General features: G+C 40.3%; 24 protein-coding genes, 1 pseudogene and 1 riboswitch. Of the genes and pseudogenes, 12 read left to right on the top strand and 13 right to left on the bottom strand.

Annotated elements, in window-relative coordinates; translation table 11 throughout:
* From JI666_RS20065 to JI666_RS20050, 4 genes and pseudogenes are all read left to right on the top strand, one after another.
* Positions 1–813: pseudogene (locus JI666_RS20065) on the top strand (hypothetical protein); the annotation flags it as partial.
* A 27-nt stretch (positions 814–840) separates the two neighbouring features.
* A complete protein-coding gene (locus tag JI666_RS20060; protein ID WP_206894842.1) occupies positions 841–1,578 on the top strand; it encodes a hypothetical protein in 738 nt (245 codons plus the stop codon).
* The gene (locus JI666_RS20055; RefSeq protein WP_206894840.1) at positions 1,578–1,856 is read left to right on the top strand and encodes a DUF4176 domain-containing protein; all 279 of its coding nucleotides are present in this window, start codon (positions 1,578–1,580) and stop codon (positions 1,854–1,856) included. The genes JI666_RS20060 and JI666_RS20055 overlap by 1 nt, the downstream gene beginning before the upstream one ends.
* A gap of 120 nt (positions 1,857–1,976) precedes the next feature.
* Positions 1,977–2,654 (top strand): hypothetical protein, encoded by a 678-nt coding sequence (locus JI666_RS20050; protein WP_206894838.1) that lies wholly within the window; start codon positions 1,977–1,979, stop codon positions 2,652–2,654.
* A gap of 1,476 nt (positions 2,655–4,130) precedes the next feature.
* On the opposite strand, the gene JI666_RS20045 is transcribed toward JI666_RS20050, so the two are convergent.
* From JI666_RS20045 to JI666_RS20035, 3 genes are all read right to left on the bottom strand, one after another.
* Complete coding sequence (locus JI666_RS20045; protein WP_206894836.1) at positions 4,131–4,925, bottom strand: hypothetical protein; 795 nt, start codon at positions 4,923–4,925, stop codon at positions 4,131–4,133.
* Between the two features lie 155 nt (positions 4,926–5,080).
* Positions 5,081–5,404 carry a hypothetical protein gene (locus JI666_RS20040; RefSeq protein WP_206894834.1) on the bottom strand — a complete coding sequence of 108 codons (324 nt, stop codon included), beginning with the start codon at positions 5,402–5,404 and terminating at the stop codon, positions 5,081–5,083.
* A 101-nt stretch (positions 5,405–5,505) separates the two neighbouring features.
* Positions 5,506–5,608: riboswitch (SAM riboswitch) on the bottom strand.
* A gap of 69 nt (positions 5,609–5,677) precedes the next feature.
* Positions 5,678–5,944: a hypothetical protein gene (locus JI666_RS20035; protein WP_206894832.1), complete on the bottom strand. Its 267-nt coding sequence runs from the start codon at positions 5,942–5,944 to the stop codon at positions 5,678–5,680.
* 251 nt (positions 5,945–6,195) lie between these two features.
* Between JI666_RS20035 and JI666_RS20030 the strand changes: the two genes are divergently transcribed.
* From JI666_RS20030 to JI666_RS20010, 5 genes are all read left to right on the top strand, one after another.
* Entirely contained in the window at positions 6,196–6,924 is a 729-nt protein-coding gene (locus JI666_RS20030; protein WP_206894830.1) for a potassium channel family protein, read from the top strand.
* 439 nt (positions 6,925–7,363) lie between these two features.
* Entirely contained in the window at positions 7,364–7,663 is a 300-nt protein-coding gene (locus JI666_RS20025; RefSeq protein ID WP_206894829.1) for a hypothetical protein, read from the top strand.
* A 188-nt stretch (positions 7,664–7,851) separates the two neighbouring features.
* Positions 7,852–9,786 carry a putative thiazole-containing bacteriocin maturation protein gene (locus JI666_RS20020; protein WP_206894828.1) on the top strand — a complete coding sequence of 645 codons (1,935 nt, stop codon included), beginning with the start codon at positions 7,852–7,854 and terminating at the stop codon, positions 9,784–9,786.
* Positions 9,776–11,722 (top strand): TOMM precursor leader peptide-binding protein, encoded by a 1,947-nt coding sequence (locus JI666_RS20015; protein ID WP_206894827.1) that lies wholly within the window; start codon positions 9,776–9,778, stop codon positions 11,720–11,722. The genes JI666_RS20020 and JI666_RS20015 overlap by 11 nt, the downstream gene beginning before the upstream one ends.
* A gap of 19 nt (positions 11,723–11,741) precedes the next feature.
* On the top strand, positions 11,742–13,301 hold the full coding sequence (locus tag JI666_RS20010; RefSeq protein ID WP_206894826.1) for a SagB family peptide dehydrogenase: 1,560 nt from the start codon (positions 11,742–11,744) through the stop codon (positions 13,299–13,301).
* Positions 13,302–13,547: 246 nt separating this feature from the next.
* On the opposite strand, the gene JI666_RS20005 is transcribed toward JI666_RS20010, so the two are convergent.
* Both JI666_RS20005 and JI666_RS20000 read right to left on the bottom strand, forming a co-directional pair.
* The gene (locus JI666_RS20005; RefSeq protein WP_206894825.1) at positions 13,548–13,790 is read right to left on the bottom strand and encodes a hypothetical protein; all 243 of its coding nucleotides are present in this window, start codon (positions 13,788–13,790) and stop codon (positions 13,548–13,550) included.
* A 60-nt stretch (positions 13,791–13,850) separates the two neighbouring features.
* On the bottom strand, positions 13,851–14,483 hold the full coding sequence (locus JI666_RS20000) for a GmrSD restriction endonuclease domain-containing protein (protein WP_206894824.1): 633 nt from the start codon (positions 14,481–14,483) through the stop codon (positions 13,851–13,853).
* Positions 14,484–15,062: 579 nt separating this feature from the next.
* On the opposite strand from JI666_RS20000, the gene JI666_RS19995 reads away from it, so the two are divergent.
* Positions 15,063–15,881, top strand: a complete 819-nt coding sequence (locus tag JI666_RS19995) for a pyruvate, water dikinase regulatory protein (RefSeq protein WP_206894823.1) — start codon at positions 15,063–15,065, stop codon at positions 15,879–15,881.
* Positions 15,881–18,556 carry a pyruvate, phosphate dikinase gene (ppdK, locus tag JI666_RS19990; RefSeq protein ID WP_206894821.1) on the top strand — a complete coding sequence of 892 codons (2,676 nt, stop codon included), beginning with the start codon at positions 15,881–15,883 and terminating at the stop codon, positions 18,554–18,556. The genes JI666_RS19995 and ppdK overlap by 1 nt, the downstream gene beginning before the upstream one ends.
* Before the next feature lie 222 nt (positions 18,557–18,778).
* On the opposite strand, the gene JI666_RS19985 is transcribed toward ppdK, so the two are convergent.
* The 8 genes from JI666_RS19985 to JI666_RS19950 form a co-directional block, all read right to left on the bottom strand.
* The gene (locus JI666_RS19985) at positions 18,779–19,273 is read right to left on the bottom strand and encodes a hypothetical protein (protein WP_206894818.1); all 495 of its coding nucleotides are present in this window, start codon (positions 19,271–19,273) and stop codon (positions 18,779–18,781) included.
* 239 nt (positions 19,274–19,512) lie between these two features.
* Positions 19,513–20,031: a hypothetical protein gene (locus JI666_RS19980; RefSeq protein WP_206894816.1), complete on the bottom strand. Its 519-nt coding sequence runs from the start codon at positions 20,029–20,031 to the stop codon at positions 19,513–19,515.
* Between the two features lie 52 nt (positions 20,032–20,083).
* Positions 20,084–20,512 (bottom strand): DUF4181 domain-containing protein, encoded by a 429-nt coding sequence (locus tag JI666_RS19975; RefSeq protein ID WP_206894814.1) that lies wholly within the window; start codon positions 20,510–20,512, stop codon positions 20,084–20,086.
* A gap of 356 nt (positions 20,513–20,868) precedes the next feature.
* Positions 20,869–22,332: a PTS mannitol transporter subunit IIBC gene (locus JI666_RS19970; RefSeq protein ID WP_286170984.1), complete on the bottom strand. Its 1,464-nt coding sequence runs from the start codon at positions 22,330–22,332 to the stop codon at positions 20,869–20,871.
* 47 nt (positions 22,333–22,379) lie between these two features.
* On the bottom strand, positions 22,380–22,820 hold the full coding sequence (locus tag JI666_RS19965) for a PTS sugar transporter subunit IIA (RefSeq protein WP_206894812.1): 441 nt from the start codon (positions 22,818–22,820) through the stop codon (positions 22,380–22,382).
* Between the two features lie 26 nt (positions 22,821–22,846).
* Positions 22,847–24,010, bottom strand: coding sequence for a mannitol-1-phosphate 5-dehydrogenase (locus JI666_RS19960; RefSeq protein ID WP_206894810.1), 1,164 nt, complete (start codon positions 24,008–24,010; stop codon positions 22,847–22,849).
* Between the two features lie 213 nt (positions 24,011–24,223).
* Entirely contained in the window at positions 24,224–24,784 is a 561-nt protein-coding gene (hxlB, locus tag JI666_RS19955) for a 6-phospho-3-hexuloisomerase (protein WP_206894808.1), read from the bottom strand.
* Positions 24,777–25,487, bottom strand: coding sequence for a ribulose-phosphate 3-epimerase (locus tag JI666_RS19950; RefSeq protein ID WP_206894807.1), 711 nt, complete (start codon positions 25,485–25,487; stop codon positions 24,777–24,779). Before JI666_RS19950 ends, hxlB begins: the two co-directional genes overlap by 8 nt.
* Before the next feature lie 178 nt (positions 25,488–25,665).
* On the opposite strand from JI666_RS19950, the gene JI666_RS19945 reads away from it, so the two are divergent.
* Positions 25,666–26,415 carry a DeoR/GlpR family DNA-binding transcription regulator gene (locus tag JI666_RS19945; RefSeq protein WP_206894806.1) on the top strand — a complete coding sequence of 250 codons (750 nt, stop codon included), beginning with the start codon at positions 25,666–25,668 and terminating at the stop codon, positions 26,413–26,415.
* Positions 26,416–26,577 lie beyond the last annotated feature (162 nt).

Genomic DNA, 26,577 nt, shown 5'->3' with positions numbered 1-26,577 from the left:
TTTCAAAGTGGAGATATTTCTGTAAGTAATTATCAGGTAGGAACGATGAGTGCTATTCCAGCTTATAAGACGGTGATGAGTGGAGTGTCTTCTGATTCAATTGGAACAAACAATTTAGGGAAAGCTGTCAAAAATGGAAAATCAGTTGATAGCAACTATGAAATGAAGTTTAATTGGCTTGCTCCATTTAACTCTCCAGGAGCTATTTCAGCAAGGATTGGTGATGCATATGCAGGCTATATTTCTGCAAGAGATAGATGGCAAGGCTTTAAAATACAGAAAGTCAAGAAGGGTAGTATTTATAAATATAGAGTATATGAATCTAAGCACAACAAATTTACTATCCCTCCTAAAAATGGTAGAAAATATAAAATTTACAATAGCAACTATATTAAATCACAAGTTAAAATTGGAAATGCTCAAAAGTTGAGAGTATCTAAATTTATTAACGTTAAATCTGGAACTGTTAGTGCCTTAAAGAGCAAACTCGGTTGGATAGGTATTGGCATCGGAACGGTTGATAACATAAAGAAAAATGTAGAAGATAATGAGAGTACTTCAAAAATAATAGGTGATGCTGCAGTGGATGTTGCAATTGGAGCTGCAACACTTGCAGTAGGAGGAGCAGCAGCAGCTGTAGCTGTAGGACTTGGGGCGCCAGTTTTAGTAGGTACGGCAGCAGCTATTATCGTCTCAGTTGGAGCTTCTCTTTTTTTGGATGGGATTAAGATTGAAGATAAAACAATTGGAAACCATCTTAAAAGTGGTATCGATTCAGCAGCAGGATGGTTTAAAAACACAGTTTTTGACTAAGTTATTTAATTGATTTTGGAGGTACAGATGATAAAGATACCAAAAAATAAGAAATTCAGACATCTTCCTGATTATATGCAAGAACACTTATCATTTCTTCCACCGGAAGAAATAAAGACTTATATTTTATTTTATTGCCTTCTTTTTATTGACTTATGTTTTCTACCATCGCTTTATCCAGTTCATTTATTGGTGTATTCAGTAACTCTTCCTCTTCTATTTTTTGTTCACCTGTGGCTGATAAGGTTGTTGATAAAAAATCCATTTACAACTCAGATGGAATCAACATTATTTTTTGCAGTTAGTTCGTTTATTGGTGTAATTTGCTACCTGGTAATGACAATAAAAGTAACAGCAATTTCTATGGAGGTTACCAGTTTTTGGTTTTATTCAATTTTATTACTATTTCATATAATAACTATCACTAAGCTGATTCATTACCAAGTAAACAAGTATTCAAAGATTGATTATAATTTAATAGAAGAAGAGAAATGGTACAACAGTAGTCGTCTCCTTCCAATTTTAGTTGCCGGACCAGCACTTGGATATATCATTGTTCAGGTGTTTAATGATAACCAACAAGGCCTAAATATTATGTTATTTTTTCTTAGTACATCAATGACAATAATACTGTCATATTTTTCATCAAAGTATATCCATAAATACTTTTTCATGAAAAAAAATATTGATTTTGTTTCACCAAGTAAACCAACTGAAAAGAAGAAACGCAAAGAATACGAAAAAAAAGGAGTTGTCTATAAATAATGTCCATTCTACTCCCAAACGGATCCATCGTCTTACTAGATGGCGGCAACAAAAAACTAATGATTTACGGTCGAAAACAGATTCACCTAGATGAAGAAAAAGTGGAAAATGAACAAGACCTTGATATGTACGACTACATAGGTGTACCTTATCCAGAAGGTTTTATTGATCAAGAGCATACTTACCTATTTAATCACGAAAACATTGCTCAAGTAATTTTTGAGGGATTTAAAAATGATGAAGAGGAGAAATTCCAGGAAGTATTAAAGGAAGCTTAATATCCATGCTTGAATTCCCTCCTCTATCAATAACATATTGGGGGGATTTATTATGATGATTTATGATTTATGTTTTCATCCTGATAGTATAAATTCAAGTTGTTTCAGGTGGAGGTCATCATGTTAAAAATCCCTCAAAACAAGAAATTTAGACATTTGCCAGATTATATGAAAGTACACCTTTTGTTTATATCTCCATCAAATACTAAAGTGGTTGTGTTCGGATTCTGTTTCTTTCTTTTAGACTTTTGCATCATACCGTTAGTCATTCCTATCAATATGGGCATATTCCTTTCATTAACTCCCAATTTACTATTCATTAATTTATGGGCTGTTAGATTGTTAGTGAAAAATCCTTATACTACACAGATGGAGACTGTTCTTTTCATTGGAATCACCTCGCTAATAGGCGCGATTTGCTATTTTATTACAAGCATGAAGGTATCCTATCTGTTTATTGGCATCACTAACATTTGGTATTACATGATGTTGTTAATTATCTTTATGTCAATTACAGCTACGTTCATCCGTGTTCAAATCGAAAAGTATGCCACTATTGCTCATACATTAAATGAAAGCAAGAAATGGTACAACAACAGGAGTCTACTTCCTTTAATTCCTACCGGAGGAGGTGTTAGTTATATTCTTTTTCAATCAACTAGAAGCAATGAACTGTTAATGCACACCATCTTTCTATTTGCATGTATTGCGATGTCCATCCTCTTTTCTTATATCTCTGCAAAATACTGTCACAAATATAAATTTATGAAGCAAAACAGTCATCTTCTAATTATTTAAAAACCATCAGATAAGAAAACGCGACTTTACCAAAGCAAAAAAGGTGTCGTTTATAAATAAACACCCTATGGACAACACCTAAACCTTGGTTAAGTACTCATTTCGCTTATGCTATTACCATATTAGTAAACATAAGAACCGCCCCAGTGACCCTTTACCTAAATCAGCAATGGGCTTCACAATCCAAGATTATTTACGTATTTTTTTATTTATGTTGCTTCTACTATTAGTTATCCAGTTTACATATAGTGCTGCTATTTTAAGGTTAGAACGTAACATGATCAACCCTTATCAATCATCATTTATCAATAAACCAACAAATACTTTCCAAAAAGCTTGGAATATCATTTCTATAGTAAGTACTGGTGCAGAATACTATCTCTATAAAAGAGTTGCTAAATTCAACTGGCTCATAAGAAAAATCCTTTTTTTTGATTGGGTTAATTATTCAGGGCTTGCTTTCGATTATGATCTATCAGGTTATCAAAGGAATATTATCTAGGCTGTTTCTTTACTATCCCTTTCATTAAGCTTTTTTAATTAGAATGTTAAAGGAGAAATAAATGGGATTTACAATGTATGAATTTATCGAGATTACTAGGATTCTATTACTCTATATACTAGGGATTCAAGTTATGTACGGCGTTACTATTATACTACTTGAAAGGACAATGGTTAATTTTTATTTGTCTACACTTGTAGAAAACCCAAGTCATATTATTCATAAAGCAATGAATTTATCTATGATACTAACAATAGGGTCCGGTTATTATTGGTATTCTAAATTCGCAAAACATAATTGGTTCGTAAGAAAAATTCTTTTGCTATTTGCTTTGGTTATTCAAATAATAGCATCCACAATCGTCTATCAAATTATTACTAGAACATTAACCGCAATGTTTTTGTGACATGTAAAATAGAAGATAAGCAAATGACCTACATAATACACAAAAGTCTAGAAGGTGAACTACTTGGGGTTTACAATAAGGGAATTTATCGAGATTTTCAGATTGACACTTGGATATATACTTGGAATACAATTTGGCTATGGAGTACTTATCCTTTTTCTTGGGCGAATGATGGTTAATTATTATGCAATTACAATCGAAGAAAAACCAAGCCATTTTATACATAGAGCTATAAATCTATTCATGAGATCAACAATAGGATCAGGGTATTACATCTATCAAAAATTTGTGAATTACAATTGGTTCTTACAAAAAACATTTTTAACAATTGCTCTTTTACTTCAAGGGGTTTTATCGATTATGATCTATCAAGTTATATATAGATCTTTAAGAGCTATATTACAATGAATGGGTTTTTATTAAGGGACACTTCTAATCTATCACCCATGAGTTCTCACTCCATTAAAACAAAAGCTCTGCGAATAACATTATTCGCAGAGCTTTTTGATGAAACACTATTTAAATCCTTTTTATCTTTAGCTACTAAAAACACTAGATAACCCGCATGCTATGCTAACCAAAGCCCTCTAGCCGTTTCCTCCGATAACTCAAATCTACCAATAAAGAAATCCTGAAGGCGCCCCTCTTCCCCACCTTCTACCCACTCACGATAATACGCGATTAGCTTTTTGATATCCCCATCGCAATATTCTTCAACTAGTCTGGAAACCGTTCTCGTGCTTCGCCAATAATCGTAAAATGCAGCAGAATAAGCGAAGTTGTCTCCACCACGGTAACCAGCTTCTCCGAATGCATCCAGTGTGTATTCGCCATATTCTTCTTTGTACGCCTCAATTAAGCACTGCTCCACCTTCATCACTTTTTCAAACCGCTCTTCTGACATAAGGAGTTTACGAGGTAAATAGAAGCAAACCCCTTCCTCAAACCACATGTCACTCGCGTTTTCCTCGTCCCAATCGTCGAATTCCGAATGGAAAAAGTCAGCATGGTGGGTTAATTCATGTGCCATAAGCTCCGCGACATCTACCATTTGAAGGTTCTGATAATAGTCCTCTGCTTCTTTCACTCCATTTGTCGTTGATAAATAAATCTCTTTCCACGTTTCCAAAAGTGGAGTGAGATGAATAAGATCTCTTGATGTATATGCTGGCAAAGGGATCGTGGAATATAACTTTGTTGCTGATTCCAGATCGTGAAAAACGATACCTCTTGGTGGCTCCTCAATTGAAGTGATTTCTTCCAAAGAAGTACTATATGTATTAAGGAACTCTAAAAGCTGGATGCCGCTTTTTTCAATTTCTTCTGTTTTGCTCGTATCAGTGACAGATACTGCATAGTTCATTTGAATCCTCCTTCGAGCTCGAAAACTGATTTAATCGAAAAATATAACTCCATTTATTTCCTTATTTTTTCAATAAACTACTCAAAGGTCAATACCGTCCAACAAAAGAGCTAAGCCCAAATGGGGTCAGGCACCTACCTGACCCCCACTTCCAATCACATCACACTCTCAATATAATTCCCATACCCTCGCACAATCTCTAGCCCCTGCCTTTCTAACTCCTTCCACACATGACGGTCTAGTGAGAATGGGGATTTGTTCTGAAGCGTATCGATCTCTTTCTCAGAAATCAGCATTTCATAATACTGATTTTCCTTCTTAACCACCAACTCATAGTCAACAAGCTTCATCACCATAACCTCATACTCGTCATTCCATTCATTCAACTGACGTTCAATCACATCGCATACATGTAGTAGAAACTTCTCCCCACTATAGTTTTTAGCCATTAAGCCCCTAGTAAATCCATTACAATTCATATCAACTACTCCTTTATTTTGATAAAAAAGGTATCAGCAAAATAGACGAGAAAAAGACCCTTCATTGCAAATGAATGCAACAAAGAGCCTCGGCTTTTCGTTCGTTATCATTCAAAGCAATGCTTTGCAGGTTGTAGCACCTTACCGCTTGGCAGGTTGCTGTGAAGTCAATGAGCCCGTGCTCTCGTTCACTCGTGATAACCTTATTTAATTTGTTTTAATTTACGATATGACTAAATGGCTGTCAATTACCAATTTGACAACTCCAATTTATTAAAAGATTGATAGACTAATGCCGATTGCAAACAGGACCACACCAGCAATGGAGTAGAACATACCAGAACGGTTTTCACCCTTCATTCTTTTCGACAGGCCTGCAAGTAGATTCACAATACCAAACGAAATCAAACCGTATAATAAGAGACTCTCCTGCTCAGGATGCATGAGGTACATGATCGGCATGAAAAGAATCGAAATCGAAAGGATTACCTGAACGACACTCAATGAGAAAATGATTTTGGATTGAGACTCAGTACTCATAACGTTCCTTCTTTCCATTAACTAGTAGTTGTCATTCATGACTTCTATCCTAATTATAACAGGAAAACACTTTTATAAATCTGACAAAGCTGTGACTAATGGCACCACCACACTTCATTATCTACTCTCTAAAAAGTTGTCTGACCTTGGAATCCAAAGTAGAAATGCTACAATGATAACCTTGATTTATGCTTGGCATACCTATCTATATACCCTACAATCAACTTATCAACCCTACGACTGTGAGGTGAATGTGTCTGTTAAATTACTTAAAACGCTATTTTCATTTACCCTTTACATTGAAATTAAATACAGTGTACGAGATCACCCTTGCTGCATTAGTGATCTATTCCATCATGGTTGATACGAATTACAACTTAGATTGGTTCATCTGGGGCATATTTGTGATTGATTACGTCACCCGTCTTTCGTTATGCGAGAACAAACGCGTATTTGTGAAAGACAATGTACTCGAACTCATCGCAATCATACCGCTTGGAGAGATCTTCCAATCGGCACGATTGATCCGTCTCATTCGTGTTGTCCGATTATTAGCGATTATCAAGAAACGCAAATCGTACTTGCATGACCTGTTTAGTAAATTCAATTTGGATCGATACCTTGTCCTTCTCATTGCATCGATGTTCCTTGCGTCATTACCAATGGTTTGGTTAGAACCAGACTTTGAACATTATGGTGATGCCCTCTGGTGGGTGATCGTCACAACCACGACCGTTGGGTACGGTGACCTTTACCCTGTTACAGCTGTTGGGAGAATCATCGCCATCTTCTACATGCTTGTCGGGATCTCATTAATTGGTATTGTGACCGGAACAGTCGCTTCAATACTTACAAAACGCAAAATGACCCTTCCACCTGAATTAGAGTTTGTTCAGCATAAGATTGATGAATACCCGAATCTTTCATCTATGGATTATGAAGAGATGAGGCATCAGTTGGAGAAGATGAAGGAAAGGTAGATTGAGGACGACACAAGGTTTCTGTTAATTCCACTAAATTAATAAAGGGAGTGGTCATTATCTCTATAATGTCCACTCCCTTTGACTTTTCTCTACACAATGAATTATGAGAAGTTTCCTTGGATTCTACCTATGTATGTCATACACTTCATGGAATCACCGGGCCGGTTCCAGTGATTCCATTACATCAATAAAGGGAGTGTCAATTAATTGAATTACGACTCCCTTTAACCTCTTTCACTTAATGATGAATCACGAGAACCGTCGTCCCCGCGATGAATCGAACCAGGTTCGTACCAATGTTTTCTGACCTTCAATTAGGAACATTACCCATTCAACCTACATAATTTGTTGGAGAAAGTGTTTCATTCATTAATCGATCAGGAAAACGCATTACAATCGAGAATATTACGAAAGAACGATGTTGGAGGTGACATAAATGAATCAATTTCAAAATGATCTTCAACATTTAGATGTTGGAGAATACTATGCCCAGAATTTAGTTCCCTGTGAGCAAGTCAATTATACAAATACAGACCCAAATAATTCTCGCTTAATTGGATTTGTGTGTGTTGGGTGTTTCGGATGTGCAGGTTGCGTAGGCTGCGCTGGGTGCGGTGGCTGTGCTGGGTGCGGTGGTTGTGCCGGGTGCGGTGGCTGTGCTCGTTGTGCTCGATGTGCTGGATGTGGTGGCTGCGCTGCAAGGTGTGGAGGCTGCGGTCGTTGCGGTGGACGTTGAAGCGGTTCGGATCCTAACTTATTTTTAACCTAAAACTCCCCCATCAAGGGTGGTGTAAATAGATATATCACAAGAACCTCTGAATGATTCTCCTACAGAGGTTCTTGTTTTGTGTCCACACATATGAGACAAAACGACTAACATAGACTCATAGTATGAAGTCAGATCAGTAGGTAAGGAGGTGTGTCATGACGAAGGTTAATCCTTCTATGCGTTTAAAGCTGAAAAAAGGCACTTTCTTCATGCCGGAACAGAATAGCGTTTATTTTAGGAATAACTCAGGTTCATTTCGAATGGAAGGTAACACAATTCATCAATGGATTGAAAAGCTTATTCCAATGTATAACGGAGAATATTCGCTAGCTAGCTTAACAGATGGATTACCAGCGCCCTATCGTAATCGGGTGTACGAGATTAGTGACTCCCTCTATACGAATGGATTTCTTCGTGATGTTAGTAAGGACCATCCCCACAATTTGAAACAATATGTAGTGGAGAAATTCGCTGCACAGATTGAATATATTGAGAGTTTTTGTGATTCCGGTGCCTATCGCTTTCAGGAGTACCGCGAGCAAAACGTTCTAGCCATTGGAGAAGGACCCATGTTGATTGGATTAGTGTCATCTTTACTTACATCCGGCTTATCTCGGTTTCATACGTTACTAACAGGTAAGAACACTAGTCACGAAAGAATAAAGGAACTAGAAAAGGCTGCAAGAAAAACGGACCCTGATGTCTCTATTGAAATCGTGCTAAAAAAGGAGAAAGACCCAATCTCTTGGGATGAGCAGATTGCACCATTCGATGCGATTTTATATGTATCGCAACAAGGAAACGTAACGGAACTACGAAACATCCTTCATGTCTGTAAAGAAAAGAGAAAGCTGTTTATCCCTGCTATCTGTTATGGAGAAGTTGGTGTGGCTGGTCCACTTGTAAACCCTGATTCTGGCTGCTGGGAATCTGCATGGCAGAGCATGAACAGAAACCACCTGAAGCAAAACAGCTCTTTCTCATCACCAGCTGGTTCGATGCTAGCAAATGTGATCGCATTTGAATTGTTTAAAAAGATCACAGGGGTGCCCGTGCTTTCAAACGACCAAGTTTTCTTACTTAATCTTGAAACCCTTGAGGGAAAATGGCATCCTTTTAAACCTCATCCTCTCGTAACAGGAAAGATCAACGTCATAAGGGTTGAAAATGTATTAGACGAAATGACGTTATATGACGAACAAAAAGATCCAAATGAACTCCTATACTACTTTAGTCAGTTAACCTCAAGCCAATTAGGCATTTTCCATCGTTGGGAAGAAGGTGCACTTAGTCAACTACCTCTATCTCAATGTGAGGTTCAAGCGGTTAACGTTAAACCTACAGGGAACTCTTCCCTACATCCGAGCCACGTGAGTGCTGCTATGACACACGAAGAAGCGAGACGAGAAGCTGGTTTAACTGGAATTGAGCAGTACCTACTACCTTTAAAGGATAATATCATCTCGTCACTTCCCTCCCCATTGGGAAATGATCAGTTTACGGAAACCAACCTCTATATTGGAGCAGGAGCAACATTCGTTGAAGGTGTCAGCCGAGCCTTGCAAAAGACAATTGACGATGAATGGCAAGAAAAAGCGGAGCAGTGTCTTAATAATTTAACAAACCTTGCCTTCGATAAAGTTGAAGACAATCTCTGCCGCTATTATCTGAAGGCTTTAACAACCATGATGAAAGCACCGGAGCTTATGTTAGGAAAAGATACGTATGGTTTTCCTGTTGTGTGGAGGAAAGCGGCAGATAACCGCTGGTACGGAAGGGTTGGATTTAATCTCACACTTGCTTTGCGCGCCGCGCTCCTTCAGGCAGTTAAAGAAGCACAAAACAAATTAACTTCGGGAGCTCCCTCCTTTTCAACGATTCAGTTTAAAGAAATACCGATTCAACCCATCGTTATTCCTGCCTACGAACCGAAAGACCAGGCTGACGTTCTCCGTTCAGTGGTGAACCTTTTCGAACATCAAAACAAGAAGCTTTCCTTTATAAAAGTAAATCTCAATTCCTTTGAAAAGGATGGATACCTAGACATCTATGGTGTGCTGTTAGGAAGGGGGAGACGACGTGAGCGCTAATATTACATTAGTAGGAAACGGCCTGTTACAAGAACGCGTAGCTGAAGAACTCGCTCCAAAGTATGAGCTTACTCTCCTTCCAGACCTAGATGGGACGATACCTGAAAGTACGACATTGTTACTCGTCATACATGACTCTTGGAATCCGTCGATCCACCAGAAAGCGGAAGAAGTGGCGCAGGAGCTCGGTATCAAGTGGCTACGGGGCTTCTTATCATTTGGTGAAGGTGTAATCGGTCCATTGGTTCACCCTGGTAGAGAAGGCTGTTCTCAATGTGCTGATACAAGAAAGGTAATGGCAGCGAACGACCGTGAGGATATGTGGAAAATCCAACAAGTTTTAAGCAAGGACATTAACGGTATGCATGATGAATGGATCTCTCAAACGGGACTTCTTCAAATAACTCAATTGATCAAAAATGAAGTGCATAATGTGGTACACCTTAAGTCTTCTCCATTAGAAAGATCGATTCACCTTATCAATATGGGATCTCTCGAGAGCTCACATCATCGCATATTACCAGACGCCTATTGTTCCGTTTGTAGTCATCTTCCTGAAGACCTGAAAACCGATTCGGTAATTACGCTTAAACCAAGTTTGAAAGTCAGTAAAGATAGCTATCGATGTCGTTCGGTGAATGACTTAAGCAACGTCCTCTCAAAAGATTATCTCGATCCACGTACAGGGCTATTAAATCGTCTCATGATCGATTTTGAAACACCTTATGCCGATGCGATCGTTAATCTTCCTCTATTTAATGGAAATGAAGGCTCGGCAGGAAGGACAAATTCGTATGCCCTGAGTGAAATGACAGCCATTTTGGAAGGATTGGAACGTTCTTGTGGCATTGATCCTAAAGGAAAAAGAACCGTTGTTCACGATTGCTATCGCAACCTTGAACGTGCCTTGAACCCTCTTAGGGTGGGCGTTCATTCACCAGAACAGTATGCAAAGAAGGACTATCCGTTTACCCCGTTTCATCCTGATCGCAAAATGAACTGGGTGTGGGGATATTCACTCATTGAAAATGAACCCATCCTAGTTCCAGAACGCCTCGCTTACTATAGTATGGGATGCGGCGACGGGTTTGTTTTTGAAACGTCCAATGGCTGTGCGATCGGAGGAAGTCTTGAAGAAGCTATATTCTACGGAATGATGGAAGTGCTTGAACGCGATTCTTTTCTATTAACCTGGTATGCACAGCTCTCTCTTCCACAGATTGATCCATACTCATCAAATGACGAAGAACTTCATTTAATGATCGATCGCATGCGAGAAGTTGCAGGCTATGATCTTTATTTATACAATGCGACGATGGAACATGGCGTCCCCTGCATCTTGACGATCACGAAGAAGCGTAACCCTGATTCCGATTGTTTAAATCTTATGTGTGCGGCCGGCGCCCATCTCGACCCTGTGAGAGCTGTGAAAAGCGCGATCTTTGAGAGTGTTGGACTGATTCCTCCGCTGAATAAAGAGTTTAAACAGAAGAAAGATAATTATGTAAACATGTTCAACGATTCTTCTCTCGTCCAGAAAATGGATGATCATGGAATGGTGTACGGACTTCCAGAAGCAGAAGAACGCCTTCAATTCTTGCTAAATCAGGATCGACCATTACAGACATTTGCAGAAGCTTTTCAAATAGAAGAACGTCATGCCGATCTAACGGATGATCTGACTACCTTATTACAAGTTTTCCGCCAATTAAAATTAGATGTGATCGTTGTCGACCAAACAACACCCGAAATTAAACGGAATGGACTTCACTGCGCAAAGGTCATTATCCCAGGCATGCTGCCAATGACATTTGGCCATCACCTTACACGTGTAACGGGCTTAAGCAGAGTATTAAAGGTGCCGAAAGAACTTGGGTTCCTGAATCGAGAATTAACGGTTGAAGAGCTCAATCCTTATCCGCATCCGTTTCCTTAACGTGGCAAGGAGGTAAGTGATGAATCTTGACCTGTTCTTACACCACCTGCATTTCCAAAATGATCTTGTGACGCCACCGAACTGGGAAGTGGATTGGGACGATGCCCCCCTTCCATTTAAGATTTATCGCCATTTGCAGGAGTATCCCCTTGCCCATGATATTCCGCTAGCTATTCAAGAATCAGCGTTTCCCCCAACACTCGACCTGAATACAATTGGGTATTTTCTCTGGTATGTTTATGGGCTGTCTCAGTTTAGCCAGACAGCTTTTCCAATTCCCATGGACGGAGAATCAGCGGAAACAATCCAATCATTCCGCCGTTTCCCTCCTTCAGGGGGTGGCTTATATCCGAGTGAATTGTATCTTTACCTTAAACTAGATGAACTGCCGAATGGAATTTACCATTATGACGTTGCTCATCATCGCCTTCTCTTGGTACGTAAAGGGAATTTTGATTCTTACTTAAACAGCGCGCTAGGTGGCTCTATCCTTTCAAACTGTTTTGGGGCCGTGATCATCACGACCATGTTCTGGAAAAACTTTTTTAAATACAATAACTTTTCCTATCGTCTTCAAGGGTTAGATGCTGGCACACTCATTGGTCAGCTACAGGAGGTTAGTAAATGCTTTCGCTTTTACCCGAAGGTTCATTTTCAATTTCTAGATCGAGTAATTAATCACTTACTTGGGATAGATGATCTAGAGGAAAGCACCTACGCGGTCATTCCGTTATCAGAGCATAAAGCCCTGCATGAGGAGACACCCGGAGAAAGCTCAGCAGCAGAAGATATTCGAAAAATACCCCAAATCAGCACAACACATTACCAACGTTCGCAAAACGTATTACCGTTTCCTGAAATAGCACAGCTTCATCACGACTCGATGCTTGAATCTACTGGTGAATTCAAGCGATTTATAAAGATAGAGGAAGAAATAGAAAGCAAGCCTAAGATCGTATTACCTGAAGGAAAGAAGCTAGCCAAGGAGTTAGCTGTCGTTTGTCAGAATCGATACTCTCCAGAAATGGACTTCATCCAACAAAGAATCGATGAGGTTCAGCTCGCTTCCCTTCTAAAGGAAAGCACCGATTCCTACGCGTACCATAATGATATCGATAAAGAAGAGAACCAGATGTCCCGTGTCTCCATTTACGGGTGCTTCTATCAGGTTGATGGGATTCCTAATGGCGCATACAGGTATGACCCAGCCTCGCACTCCATCATAACAATTAAAGAAGGGGACTTTCGTTTTGACCTACAGGCAGGAATGTCCCTTCACAACGTCAACCTGCATCAGGTCCAGATCTGCCTTCATATCGTCGGAGACCGCACATATCACAAAGCTGAACTTGGATACAGAGGGTACCGCATTCAACACATGGAAGCGGGCATGCTCCTTCAGCGATTATTGTTATCCGCAAGTGCACTTGGAATGAACGGTCATCCCCTGCTTGGGTTTGATATTAAAGGATGTGATGACATTTACGATCTGGAAGGATCACATAAGACGACGATCATTCAAGTTCCTATTGGGTACCATCAGCCTAAAAGCTGGTTGGTGGGTGGGATGCATAGTTAAGGAGGAGGGTCAGGCGCGGACCTGACCCCCCTCCTCCTCTGTAGTAGCGTCAGTGCCTGTCACCACCCGGTTTATGTCGCTTTGTATCGCTTTTTGTCTTTTAAGAAAAGGGGCTTGCATTAGAAGTAGAGTATGTACAGTAGAAGGTTGATGGAGAAGATAAAAGAAGGATAGCCGAGTGGGCTATCCTTCTTTCTTGGTACCTTATTCTTCTTGGTGCCTGTCACTTGTCGAACTTGTCGAATCTTAAGAGCGCTCGAGCACCGATACGAGCATGCGGTGAACAACTTCATGGTCACGCGCATCGTGTAAGCGGTATTCTTTCCCAGGGAGCGTGTACCACTCCTCTGCCCCTACGTACGTGAGGCGAAGCGTGAGATTGCCTTCCCCATCACAGGAAGTACGCAGTTCAAGTTCCCCGCTAATCACACCCACTTCTTCGGTCATAACACCATGTGTTGCAGTGAAAACCGACGATTTCTCTTCCATATGAGTGCACCTCCTGAACTAGCCATACCTAAACTATAACACTATCAACGAAAGCCCGACTTAATAACTACACGTATTCAGCATGCTTTGAAGTGCTGTTTTCTCTGAAGACTGAAGGTGTAGATCATAGACATACTTCGTATTAATCCACCACTTCGCATATCCGCAGTGAGCGCCGTAACGCGTTGGTTTCCATGTAGACGGATCCTGGTCCCCTTTAGAACGGTTGCTGCTCGCCGTCACTGCAATGAGATGAGGACCACTAAGGTCATTTGCGAAGTCCTCACGCTTTTGTGTGCTCCAACTACTTGCTCCTGAACGCCACGCCTCTGCCAGCGGCACCATGTGGTCGATATCGAGAGCAGACGGATCATACACCTGCACGCCATCATAATAGCTATACCAATTACCAGACGTTACAGGACAGTCACCGCTATAATAATCAGCGTCGCGCTGTAGCACCAACTGACGCGTATCACAGCCATTCCCCTGTCCAATCCAGTGTGGAAATTTATCACGGGAGTATCCAGACATGGAGCTTTCAGACTGTACAGTCAGTGAATTCAACTGAGATTGAGCGGCAGACTTAGACGGTGTTCCTGGAGGAATCGCGAGAGCTGACGGCAGACCTAATTGATAGCCAGTAAACAACAGAACCAACGTAAAAACAACTAGAATCGATTTCTTAAACACAGTAATGCCTCCTATTTTTTGTTTTTTATGTACTAACACCTCCGTTCACTTTTGATGAAGGAGATTAATAGTCTTTAAGGCAAACAAGTGAATTGAGACAAATCAAGACGAGGTGACCTTTTTATCAAGCGAAGTAAAATACTCTCTTCCTTATATAGATTTGGTTCTTCTTTCCATTTGGGATGTGCGCCTTTAATCTAGCACATCTCTCTAGCAATGTTCTATAGTTCTAAGACATAAACGCAAAGTTGGTTCATATGAGCTAGTGAGCTCTCTATCATTTTTAAGTAGAAATTCCCTACAAATTTTACAAGCTTAATAAAAAGCGTGACCTTTGTCCCTTCTTCCCTGGTATCCTTTGATTCTAGTTCTGACTGAGAATACTTTTTAGTTTTTTAGGTTCACAAAACGACCAATAATGTTATACTATAAATTAATTAGTACGTCACATTAAGTTAAACGAGTTTAATAGTGTGTTACATTTGGTAAGAGACAATTAATAAAGTGAGTATTCCCCCCGTACATATCACCCAAGTTCACATCCAGGAGTTGAATTTACTAAAGAGAAGGAGATTGATCGTGACGAAAAAAGAAACGGTCTATGTTGTATCAGATTCAGTCGGAGAAACAGCTGAACTACTAGTAAAGGCTGTGGCAAGTCAATTTTTCGGGCAAGAAGTCGATATTCAGCACTTTTCTTATGTAGAAGACAAACAGGATATTAACAATGTGATTACTGTAGCGAAGTACAATCATTCCATCATTGCTTACACCATCGTCTTAGAGGAGTTAAAACACGACCTAGATCAAAGAGCACACGCGGAGAACGTAATTGCTGTTGATTTAATGCAGCCTCTGTTGGACGCCTTCACCAAGAAATTGAATAGGCAGCCACATCGTCAACCAGGTCAAATGCGGAAGCTAGATGAGAACTATTTTAAGCGGGTTGAAGCGATTGAATTTGCGGTAAAATACGATGACGGACAGGAAGTATGGGGACTAAAGAATGCAGATATCGTCCTCGTTGGGGTGTCTCGAACATCGAAGACGCCTCTCTCGATGTATCTCGCCAACAAGCAATATAAAGTAGCGAATATCCCGCTCATTCCAGAAGTCCCACCCCCTGCGGAACTTTTTAACGTACCGAGGAAAAAGTGCATTGGATTGTTGATTTCCCCTGAGAAACTATATGAAATTCGAAAAGAACGATTGAAAAGCCTAGGATTAACAAGCTCAGCCAACTATGCCTCACTTGAACGAATTTTTGATGAAATGAGCAGTGCTGAAAACATTATGAAACGAATCGGATGTCCTGTGATCGATGTTTCGAATAAAGCGATTGAAGAGACAGCAGATATTATCTTATCCATCATTCATAAAAGGGAGAGTTTTGTATAATGGACAACAAATTTGTATTCCTATTTGATCATGTGAAAAATGGCGGCAAGGAACTTCTCGGTGGTAAGGGAGCGAATTTAGCAGAAATGACCCGCATTGGGCTGCCTGTTCCATTCGGTTTTACGATTACAACCGATGCTTGTAAAGCCTATTACGATGCAGGAAAGACCCTCTCGCCTGAAGTTAAATCTCAAGTAGAAGAAGCCCTAACAAAACTTGAAAGCAAGACGGACAAACAATTTGGAAATCCAATCAATCCCCTTCTTGTATCTGTACGTTCAGGAGCTGTTCATTCTATGCCAGGCATGATGGACACTGTTCTTAACCTAGGAATGAACGATGATACTGTAAAAGGAATGGCTGAACTAACGAACAACCCTCGTTTCGCTTATGATTCCTACCGTCGGTTTATTCAGATGTTCAGCAGTGTTGTGCTAGATGTCGCTCACTACCATTTTGAACACCGATTAGAAGACTTCCGGGAAAGTAAAGGATACCAATCTGATACTGAACTATCAGCCGAAGATTGGAAAGCTGTAATTGAAGACTATAAATCCATCGTGCGTAAAGAATCAAAGCAACCCTTCCCACAAGACCCTAAGGAACAGCTTTTCCTTACGATCGATGCTGTGTTTAATTCATGGAACAATCAGCGTGCCATCCTCTATCGTCGCCTTCACGATATACCAGGTCACCTTGGGACCGCTGTTAATATTCAAAGCATGGTATTTGGAAATATGGGAGAAGATTCGGGTACAGGAGTCGCTTTCACACGGAACCCATCCACCGGAGAGTCGAAACTTTATGGAGAATACTTAATTAACGCCCAAGGCGAGGACGTCGTTGCAGGAATTCGTACACCCCAACCGATTTCCACCCTTCAAGATGAAATGCCTGATGTGTTCGAGCAATTTGTCGAGACTTGTAATCTATTAGAAAACCATTACAAGGATATGCAGGACATCGAATTTACAGTCGAAAACGGTAAGCTGTTTATCCTCCAAACACGTACAGGGAAACGAACAGCCCAGGCAGCGATTCGAATCGCTGTTGAAATGGTGAAAGAAAAGATTATGGACGAGCGAACGGCCCTCTTGCGTGTCGATCCTGATCAGCTCAGTCAACTTCTGCATCACCGACTCGACCCTAACCATAAGAGTAGCCAGTTAACCACAGGCTTACCCGCTTCACCAGGTGCCGCCACAGGGATCGTCGTTTTTGATGCGGATGAAGCAGAGGTACGAGCAAAGAATAAAGAAAAAGTGATCCTCGTTCGTCCTGAAACAACTCCTGATGATATTCATGGAATCGTGGCTTCAGAGGCGACCGTTACGAGCCGAGGAGGCATGACGAGTCATGCAGCGGTTGTAGCGAGAGGGATGGGAAAAGCTTGTATTTGCGGATGTGATTCATTGAAAATTAACCTTGAAGCAAAACATTTCAAGGTAGGGTCAACAACTGTCAATGAAGGGGATACCATTACGATCGATGGTTCAACAGGACACATCTTCCTCGGTGACATTCCGATGATTGAACCTGAGCTATCCGACGATTTCCTCTTACTGCTTCGCTGGGCAGATGAAGAAGCAACGATGCAAGTTAGGGCCAATGCGGATAATCCAGTCGATGCGAAGAAAGCACTGGATTTCGGAGCAAGAGGCATTGGGCTTTGCCGTACAGAGCATATGTTTATGGATGCCTCGCGCATTCCTACAGTAAGAAGTATGATTCTATCTGAAACAATCGAAGAACGAAAAGATGCTCTTGAGAAACTTCTTCCGATGCAGCAAGAAGATTTCGAGGGAATCTTTGAAACGATGCAAGGTCATCCGATTACAGTAAGGTTACTGGATCCACCACTACATGAGTTTCTACCAGACAAAGAAGAACTTCTAATTGCAGTGACAAAGCTACAACTAACCGATCCAGACTCAAGCGAGTTACGAGAGAAGCAAAACCTTCTACGTAAAGTAAAGGTATTAGAAGAAGCAAATCCGATGTTAGGACATCGTGGTTGTCGTTTAGGAATGATTCACCCTGAAATCTATGAAATGCAAGTCATCGCTATCTTTCATGCCATGGCTAACGTGATGAAAAAAGGAATCAGTGTGAAGCCTGAAATCATGATTCCACTAGTCAGTCATGTGAACGAATTGAAAGAAATGCGTCAGCTTGTGCTCAACATAGGAAATCAGCTTCAGGAAGAAACAGGGCAACAGTTCGATTATCTAATCGGAACAATGATTGAAACGCCTCGTGCTGCAGTTACAGCTGACCAAATTGCCGAAGAAGCCGACTTTTTCTCTTTCGGAACGAATGATCTCACGCAAACAACCTATGGATTTAGTCGAGATGACGCCGAAGGTAAGTTTCTTCAACATTATGTGGAGAACGACATCCTACCGAAAAATCCATTCGTTTCATTGGATCAAGAAGGTGTTGGGAAACTAGTCGAAAGTGGCGTTAAGCTAGGCAGAGAAACAAATCCTAACTTGAAAACTGGCATTTGTGGAGAGCATGGCGGTGAGAAAGAATCAATCTCCTTCTGCTTCCAACTCGGACTTGATTATGTAAGCTGCTCACCTTTCCGCGTTCCATCTGCACGACTTGCAGCTGCTCAGGCTACCATTCGTTACGAGGAAAGTAATCGAAGGAAAGAACATCAGTATAATTAGATGGTGCCTGTGATAGTGCCTGTCACCACCCGTTTTATGTCGAATTTTGTCTACTAGGTAATCCCAGGGGCCGTTCTGGTGATACCATCTCATAAAGAAAAGGAGCATTCATTATTCCAATATGAATGCTCCTTTTTCACTTATTTTATTATCCTTTAACGCTCTAAACCTTTCGTACAGGATTGCCTTCCGAGTCTTCTAAAGTTATAAAGGCTTCTATTCTTATTGACCATCAGATCTGAAGCACTCTTCATATGTATAATATTTCTCGTAATCACTAAACTTTTCCAAGAATCCCTCAATATCTTTTCTCACATCTTCTAAATTACCGATCATCTCTACTCTCGCCAAAAATCTCCATTCTAACAACCAGTCCAGTTCATTACTCAAATGAGCGTCTCCCAATGGTATCTCCTTAACCATTGAAAGCATGAAGTCAACCTTAGAAAAATCTCTGCTCTCAATAAGGTACCGATTAATAAGTGCTAGGATGACCCTCACTGCCAAAGTAGGCTCTACATGCCCCTTAACAAGTTTAAGCTTCGAGCAGACATCAGCCGCGTGCTTATTGACCGCTAACGATACGTCGATTAATTCGAACGGTGGTTGATCCATGGTTTCGATTAAGTGATCCGTCCAGTCTATCACTTCCTTTACGCTGAAATAACCTACCTTAAGACCAACTCTATGTATTTCTGCAGCAAACTTTAAATCCATTATGAACTCCTCATCTCGTTAAAAAACGTTTTCGTGTTAATTATTTCAAAAAAGTATACGTAACACAATCTTTCCTATTAAAAAAAAGTCTGGAATCGCAAGGACGGTTCTGCTGATTCTATTACTTAAATACAAGGAACTTTACCTACTGGAATAATTAATGTCTCTTTTATGGTATTTAAAAAGATGACCCCTTTTCATTACAGGCATCACCTTTTTAAAATTGTTTAGTATTCTCATCAAACTGATTCACTAGATCCATGTTCCTGTGTTTCACTTGATTCTTGCGAGATCTCTCGAGAAATTTTTCTTATTCGGTGAATTTCTCCTATGTTCATGCCGAGCCATGCTCCAATAAATCCGAAACTATCATTAGGAAATTCCAAGGTAGCAGAGCCTATATCTGAACCGACGACCAGCACTGTCAACCCAATCGTTAAAGCCAGAAATAAGAATAACCCTATACTCGCTTTTATCTTCCACTGCTTCTTCCCGTGACGCTCGATCCTAAAGGTTTGCACTCGCTGCATCGCCTTTGTACCTATGACCTTACCTGTCAGTAAAGTGAACAATATATTCACTACAAAGAGCCATAAGATGGCACACAACACACCAAGAACGATTGTAGCTGAAACAGCTGCAACTTCTACAAAGAACCACAACAAGGCGAATACCAATAGCATCCCGAGATTGTTTTGAATAAATAGCTTCTTTTTTAACCGCTTGATTTCTTGTAAATCCCACTTCTCTTCTCCCATTTGAACCCACCTTCCCATCGAACATCTCTATATCGCCTTACCAGGATCAATTTCACCCTAACCAGAGAAAATCAGTAGAAAATACTGCAATGATTAAAATCACATTGAAGCTAAGTTGACTAAGCGTATACATATAATCCTTTCGATTTGTTGCGTATTTCCATTCAAAAATAGCTTGAACACTTTCTGTAATTACTAGGAATACAAACAGTACAAACCATGCTTCCAAATACCAAAGTGATTCTGCTGGGAGTCTCGTTACATTGTAGAATGCACCAACAATCATAACTACCATAAACGTTATTCTAATACTCCAATCAACCTTACTATGTAATATATTTACATGGTTATAGGAGAAAAATTTTCTCTTCTCAACTCTGAGCCTTCTTCTCATAACCGCACTGAAAACGAAGTTTAAAACTACAAGTATGATAATTAGTAAGACTAGCTTTAGCCAAAAATCAGAACCTACACCATACAAAAGCCGCTCCTCCCCTCTTTCATACGATTTCAAAGAAAGTTTTATAAGGAGAATAGTATTAACACCTTCCCCGCTTCCAATTATTTCAAACTATTAAACACAACTCAATCATTTTCCCGAATTAGCGGGACGGTTCTGTTGTTCCATCTCAGAAAAAGGGAACATTCATGATCCCTATAATGAATGCTCCTTTTAACTTTTTCTCGATATAATGCCTGAGAACCTTTCCCCCAATGCGAAAGAGATTAATCGTGTATAAAGCTATAAATGATAAAAGACGGAAGAGCACAAATGTCAAAAGACCAGGTGATCAACAGATCGCCTGGTCTTTAAGTCATTCACGCTCAACATTCAACTTATGCTTTTTGCTCTTCCAACCTCTCTAGCAATTGTTCAAGGTTTGGATCATTGATATAGTTCTCAATCGTAATGATTTCTTTATTCGGGTGTGCGTGTCTTGCTCTGTCTTTCAAATCTTTATGAACAACGATAATGTCAGAATGGTCTGGTGCATCTTCTATTCTGTAATGCTTGACTTCCAACCCTTCTATCCCTTTTTTCTTCAATTTCTTTCTAAATGTTGTTGCACCTAAAGCACTACTTCCTGCGCCTGCGTCACAAGCGAATGAAACGGTATTGATGTCTTCATTCTTCTTAGTATTTTCACTACCTGCATTCGATAGTTGTTTTCCTTGTTGTTTCATAGCTTTTGACTTCTCGACCGATTTGGTAAGCTCTTCATCGTCATCATCTTTATTCTTTTCCATTTTAAGAATAAGAGAAGTAACGATAAAGGTTACGATAGTTGAAGCCAGCACTCCAGCAATGATGCCGAGAAAGCTTCCTTTAGGAGTTAAGCCAAGATAAGCAAATATCGAACCAGGACTTGGTCCAGCCACGAGGCCTGCATCAAATACACTAAATACCGCAATACCTGTCATTCCCCCAAAGATCATCCCAATGATTGTAAGGGGTTTCATTAGTACATAAGGGAAATATAGTTCATGAATTCCACCTAAGAAGTGGATGATCATCGCACCAGGAGCTGTGCGTCGAGCAGCCTTCTTACCAAAGAAGGTAAAAGCTATTAGCAAGCCAAGACCTGGCCCAGGGTTTGAAGCGACAGTAAAGTAAATCGACTTCCCCGTTTCAGCAGCCGCCTGCATGCCGAGTGGATAGTAGATCCCCTGATCGATCACGTTATTTAAGAACAGAACTTTCGCCGGTTCATTGATAAGAGAAAGTAATGGCAGCAACCCAGTTGCAACAAGTGCCTCAATGGATGAGGTTACAAAGTTATTCGCCGATTCGATCACTGGACCGATAAAATAGAACGATACGATCATTAACAAGAAACCTAGAATGCCAAGCGAGAAGTTATTCACGATCATTTCAAATCCAGCTGGGACTTTATTTTCAATCGCCTGGTCAAATTTCTTTATGATCAACCCACCTAATGGACCGATCACCATTGCGCCGAGGAACATCGGAATGTCTGATCCAACGATCAAACCAATCGCGCCGATGGCACCCATCACAGCTCCGCGTTGCCCCCCAACCATACGTCCTCCCGTTATGGCGAGAAGCAAAGGAAGCAAGTATGTAATCGCTGGGCCTACAATCGTAGCGAGGTCTTCATTCGGAATCCAACCTGTAGGTATAAACAAAGCTGTTAGTAGACCCCAGGCGATAAATGCTCCGATATTTGGTAGAACCATATTCGTTAAGAATCCACCAAATGCCTGGACTCTAGCTCTTGTGGTAGGGCGATTCATTTCTACTACGTTGCTTTCATTCGTTGCCTTTGCAGGACTTCCCATCTGTATCTCCCCCTCTTTATGGTAGTAAGCCTTACAAACGGTTGAACTTATTCAACCGTTTGAATCAAATCCAGAATTTCTTCTTCACTGTTTAATTGTTCAAGCTTTTCTTGTACATCATCTTCAATCAGTAACGAAGATAAGTCAGAGATCAAGTCTAGGTGACCAGTCGTATCTTCAGCAGCTAATGTAAATAGAAGATTAACTTCTTTTCCTTCTGGAAATGCGACAGGCTCTTCTAACTTAAGAAGTGATACCCCTGTTTTAACGACGCTGTTATCATTATTTTGTGCATGAGGCATTGCAATGCCTGGAACGATCACAATGTAAGGTCCATTTTTGTGAACGTTCTCAATCATATCATCTACGTACTTCTCAGTAATGTTTCCACCTTTGCTTAGAGGACCAGCAGATTCTTTAATCGCTTCCTCCCATGAGCTGACAGAATGTAAGAATTGTACATTTCCTTTCAATTGTTGGCTTAGCATAGTTAAAGCACCCTTCCTTAGTCGTATTAGTTTTTGAATGTTGTTTCTTGTTTTAACTGAAGATAAGTTTCTTTGATTTTTGATAGAATGGTAGATTCTTTTATTTGAGTGAAATGCGTAATAGCTTGTTCGATTCCGTTCTCTTCAATATACACTTGAAGAGCAACAGACTCTTCGTCCTCTTGATTATTAAATAGAAACGCTCCTGCTATTGCAGTTGTCAGGTGTCCAAAAGGTAAATTCATTTTCGAAAGAGCTACTGTGGGTTTAACCAATCGTTCTTCAGGTCCTAGTTTTCTGATAGGTGCCCTTCCCACTCTTTGAATATCATCATTCATATTCTCGTTTTGAAAGCGACCAATGGTGTTTTCAATAAATGTAGTCAATTCCTCCGCTTCCATTTCATACGTGTGCGTGAAATAACTAGCAGCCTCCTGCATGGTTCTTCGCACGAAATCTTTCAAGCGCTCATCCTTCAATGCACGTTGAATCGTTGGATACCCTTGTAGGTGAGCCATATACGCTGTCGTCGCATGACTCATATTCACAATAAACAATTTCCGTTCAATGTAAGGGGTTAACGTGTCAACGTAGGTTGCATCCGCTAGTCGAGGTAGCTCCTCATTCACTAGTTCAGACCGATTAATTACCCATTCATAATATGGCTCGACGAGAGCAACATTCCCTTCGCTTCTCTGTTCCGAAAGTGATAGCCGATCGATTGCAGTGTTTGGAAAGCCAACGTACAAATGAAGTTCTTCCGCTTCTTCGTCGGAAAGAATCTTTCTTATTTCTTCTTTCAAGTGAGACGAAGCATTTAGTGCATTTTCATTAGCCATTACATCAATAGTTGGTTTGTTCAGTCGCTTTCTCTTAAGGAGACCCTGCGATAGAACAGGAGCAATTCTAGGTAGATTATGAACCCCAACCGATGTCGTGATAAAATCTGCTTCCACAATCTCATCGATGATTTCGTTATGAGCACTTGTATGTAATCCACTCACAGGATGAATCGTTTCTTGTGTCCGATCTCCATCTAATAATTCGATCACATACCGATTATGTTCATTAATTTGATCAATAAGGTGCTGATCTGCATCCACAAAGCAGATATGATACCCTGTTTGATTAAGTAGATATCCAATTAATCCTCTTCCAATATTACCTGCACCAAAATGTAACGCTTTCATTTTATAACCCCCTTTATCCTCATCCCTTTTTGCAATTCTATCTTTCAATCATTAGAAGTTAGTATAATATTCCCAGAAACAGGCGTCTATAGAAAAACAGAAATGAACAGCCTTTTTATTTGTTAGAAAGGTAGCATTCGCTCTCTCACTGGCCCCTTCGATTCTCACTATTCAATATCAAAGGGACTTGTGAAAGACCTTTCTAGGAATCTACTATTCTAAGTTCGCATGGTACTCCCAAAGTGAATTCAATTCGATGTTCTCTTTTCGCACGAGCATCAATGCGATCGTGTCGCCGAGTAGAAGTAGACTCTGTTCGAATAGACTCTTCATTGGTTGATGAGACTGGACTTCTTTCTCTGAATCTGGATTTGAACTGATAGGAAGACGAACGAACACATCTGCATATTGACTCATCGAACTAGTTGGATTCGTACCGATATGAGCGACAGTTGCGTTAAGTTCTTTCGCTTTCTTCGCGATGATGAGTGGGAAAGCTGTTTCGCCACTACCTGAACCAACAATCAACAAATCCTTATCGGTCATCGCGGGTTCTGTTACTTGTCCAACCACATAGGTTTGTACACCGAGATGCGCAAATCTTTTCGCTATTGACTGGAGAGAAAGTAACACTCTTCCTACTCCGACAAAGAATACTTTTTCTGCCTTATTGATTTGATTGATCAGATGATCAATTTCATCATTGTTCACATTGGATAGCGTAGACGTAAGTTCACGTGTAATCACATCAGTTGCTTCTTTAAAGTTAACCATTAATAGTAGCCTCCTCTTGTAATCCTTCACGAATAAGGGTTTCAATAATGTTCTTGTTATCGCTCAAACGATTGCTTTTTTCAAACAAACTAGTACTTCCAGCTACAAGGATGTCTGCTCCAGCTCTTACAAGGGTTGGAATCGTTTCCATTGACACGCGACCATCCACTTCGATTTTTGTATTGAGCCCTAAGGATTGGATCAACTTCGACAAGTCTTCTACTTTCTTCGCTGCATATGAAACTTGCTTTTCACCTTTATCCGTTGCGAATCCTGGGTTGATCAACATGAGTAACACCGTATCGCATTGTGGAAGAACATAATCTAATTTAGAAAGGGAAGTGGATGGGTTTAAGGCTACTCCCACTTTCGTGCCGTGCTTCTTGATTAGATTGATGTATCGATCAGTGTGAAGACTCGTTTCAAGATGAAACGTAATTTGGTCGACTCCAATCTTCAACATTTCTTGTATAAAGAACTCATTTGTATTCGCCATAATATGAACGTCAAACTTCATATCCGTTATCTTCCTTAATTGTTCAATCGTATTGATCCCAAGAGGCATGCTTGGACTAAATGCGCCATCAATGATATCGATATGTAAGGTATCAAGTCCAGCTTCTTCAATTTCTCGAACACTTTTCTCTAGGTTGCAAAGATCCGCACACATAATAGACGGTGCAATGGTAATGCTTTTCTGCATGTTTGTGCCTCCTTGTTTGTTTTTATGCGTCTTTTCAATTATAATAATGCATGAACAAGGATATGTAAAGCGTTTACTTGCATGTTTTTGCTTATATTTGCAACTTACTGCTGTTTTGAGATTTAATTGAAGATTGAGCATGTTATACTTAAAGAAAGAATAGAAGGGGCACTACATTATGCTTAAACAAGAACGTCAACAGAAAATCATTGATATCTTAAACGATGAGCACAAAATAATCGCAAGTGACTTAAGCAAACGGTTATCTGTCTCAGAAGATACGATTAGAAGAGATTTGAAAGAACTGGATAGCCAGGGAATCATCAAACGAGTTCATAGCGGAGCTCTGCGAAAAGGGCCACCAGTCCAGGACTTTTCAACGAGGAAAGAAATCTATAACGAAACGAAGCTGAATCTAGCTAACAAAGCCCTCCATTATATAGAAGATGATATGGTGTTAATGATTGACGGGGGAACAACGAATCTCCAATTGGTCCATCAGCTCCCATTGTCGTTAAAAGGGACCGTCATCACAAACAGTCCACCGATCGCAATGGCTCTTTCCAATCATACTGACATAGAGGTCATTATGATCGGAGGAACATTATTCAAGCAGTCTATGGTTAATCTGGGAATCCACACATATGAAACGTTGAATGAAATGAGGGCAGACCTTTACATTATGGGAATCTACAACATAGACCCTGAAAACGGTATAAGCGTCCCAAGTTCATCCGAGGCATTGATCAAACGCAAAATGACGTCTATCTCAAACGAAGTGCTAGGCATGGTTACGAATGATAAGTTAGATACGATTTCAAATCATATCGTCTGTCCAACCGACCACTTAACGTATTTAATTACAGAGAACGTGAATCCAGATATTAAGCGTTTGTATGAGAAGCAGGGGATCACTATTCATGATTAGTTCGGGATTTGAAGAGAATCGTCGGGACGGTTCTGTTGATTCCATCTCATAAATAAAAGAAGGGGCTGGGACATAAGTAAATAACCATGAGAAAGACCCGAACAATTCATTTGAATCAGATCGGGTCTTTCGTAATTTACAGATAGGAAACAACCGCTTCGC

Source organism: Bacillus sp. NTK071, from assembly GCF_017303315.1.
Taxonomy (GTDB): Bacteria; Bacillota; Bacilli; order Bacillales; family Guptibacillaceae; genus Guptibacillus.
Note: the sequence above shows the minus strand (reverse complement) of the source record. Positions and strands in the feature narration are given on the sequence as shown.

What these genes read in the sequence shown, in the direction of transcription:
- hxlB (WP_206894808.1), bottom strand. Translation starts at nt 24,784, where the DNA reads ATGGTTAACTTTAAAGAAGCAACTGATGTGATTACACGTGAACTTACG.
- JI666_RS20035 (WP_206894832.1), bottom strand. Translation starts at nt 5,944, where the DNA reads ATGAGTACTGAGTCTCAATCCAAAATCATTTTCTCATTGAGTGTCGTT.
- JI666_RS20005 (WP_206894825.1), bottom strand. Translation starts at nt 13,790, where the DNA reads ATGGAAGAGAAATCGTCGGTTTTCACTGCAACACATGGTGTTATGACC.
- JI666_RS19985 (WP_206894818.1), bottom strand. Translation starts at nt 19,273, where the DNA reads ATGGATTTAAAGTTTGCTGCAGAAATACATAGAGTTGGTCTTAAGGTA.
- JI666_RS19945 (WP_206894806.1), top strand. Translation starts at nt 25,666, where the DNA reads ATGCTTAAACAAGAACGTCAACAGAAAATCATTGATATCTTAAACGAT.
- JI666_RS19950 (WP_206894807.1), bottom strand. Translation starts at nt 25,487, where the DNA reads ATGCAGAAAAGCATTACCATTGCACCGTCTATTATGTGTGCGGATCTT.
- JI666_RS20045 (WP_206894836.1), bottom strand. Translation starts at nt 4,925, where the DNA reads ATGAACTATGCAGTATCTGTCACTGATACGAGCAAAACAGAAGAAATT.
- JI666_RS20030 (WP_206894830.1), top strand. Translation starts at nt 6,196, where the DNA reads ATGTGTCTGTTAAATTACTTAAAACGCTATTTTCATTTACCCTTTACA.
- JI666_RS20060 (WP_206894842.1), top strand. Translation starts at nt 841, where the DNA reads ATGATAAAGATACCAAAAAATAAGAAATTCAGACATCTTCCTGATTAT.
- JI666_RS20055 (WP_206894840.1), top strand. Translation starts at nt 1,578, where the DNA reads ATGTCCATTCTACTCCCAAACGGATCCATCGTCTTACTAGATGGCGGC.
- JI666_RS20025 (WP_206894829.1), top strand. Translation starts at nt 7,364, where the DNA reads ATGAATCAATTTCAAAATGATCTTCAACATTTAGATGTTGGAGAATAC.
- ppdK (WP_206894821.1), top strand. Translation starts at nt 15,881, where the DNA reads ATGGACAACAAATTTGTATTCCTATTTGATCATGTGAAAAATGGCGGC.
- JI666_RS19965 (WP_206894812.1), bottom strand. Translation starts at nt 22,820, where the DNA reads ATGCTAAGCCAACAATTGAAAGGAAATGTACAATTCTTACATTCTGTC.
- JI666_RS19980 (WP_206894816.1), bottom strand. Translation starts at nt 20,031, where the DNA reads ATGGGAGAAGAGAAGTGGGATTTACAAGAAATCAAGCGGTTAAAAAAG.
- JI666_RS20010 (WP_206894826.1), top strand. Translation starts at nt 11,742, where the DNA reads ATGAATCTTGACCTGTTCTTACACCACCTGCATTTCCAAAATGATCTT.
- JI666_RS20040 (WP_206894834.1), bottom strand. Translation starts at nt 5,404, where the DNA reads ATGAATTGTAATGGATTTACTAGGGGCTTAATGGCTAAAAACTATAGT.
- JI666_RS20050 (WP_206894838.1), top strand. Translation starts at nt 1,977, where the DNA reads ATGTTAAAAATCCCTCAAAACAAGAAATTTAGACATTTGCCAGATTAT.
- JI666_RS20020 (WP_206894828.1), top strand. Translation starts at nt 7,852, where the DNA reads ATGACGAAGGTTAATCCTTCTATGCGTTTAAAGCTGAAAAAAGGCACT.
- JI666_RS19970 (WP_286170984.1), bottom strand. Translation starts at nt 22,332, where the DNA reads ATGGGAAGTCCTGCAAAGGCAACGAATGAAAGCAACGTAGTAGAAATG.
- JI666_RS19960 (WP_206894810.1), bottom strand. Translation starts at nt 24,010, where the DNA reads ATGAAAGCGTTACATTTTGGTGCAGGTAATATTGGAAGAGGATTAATT.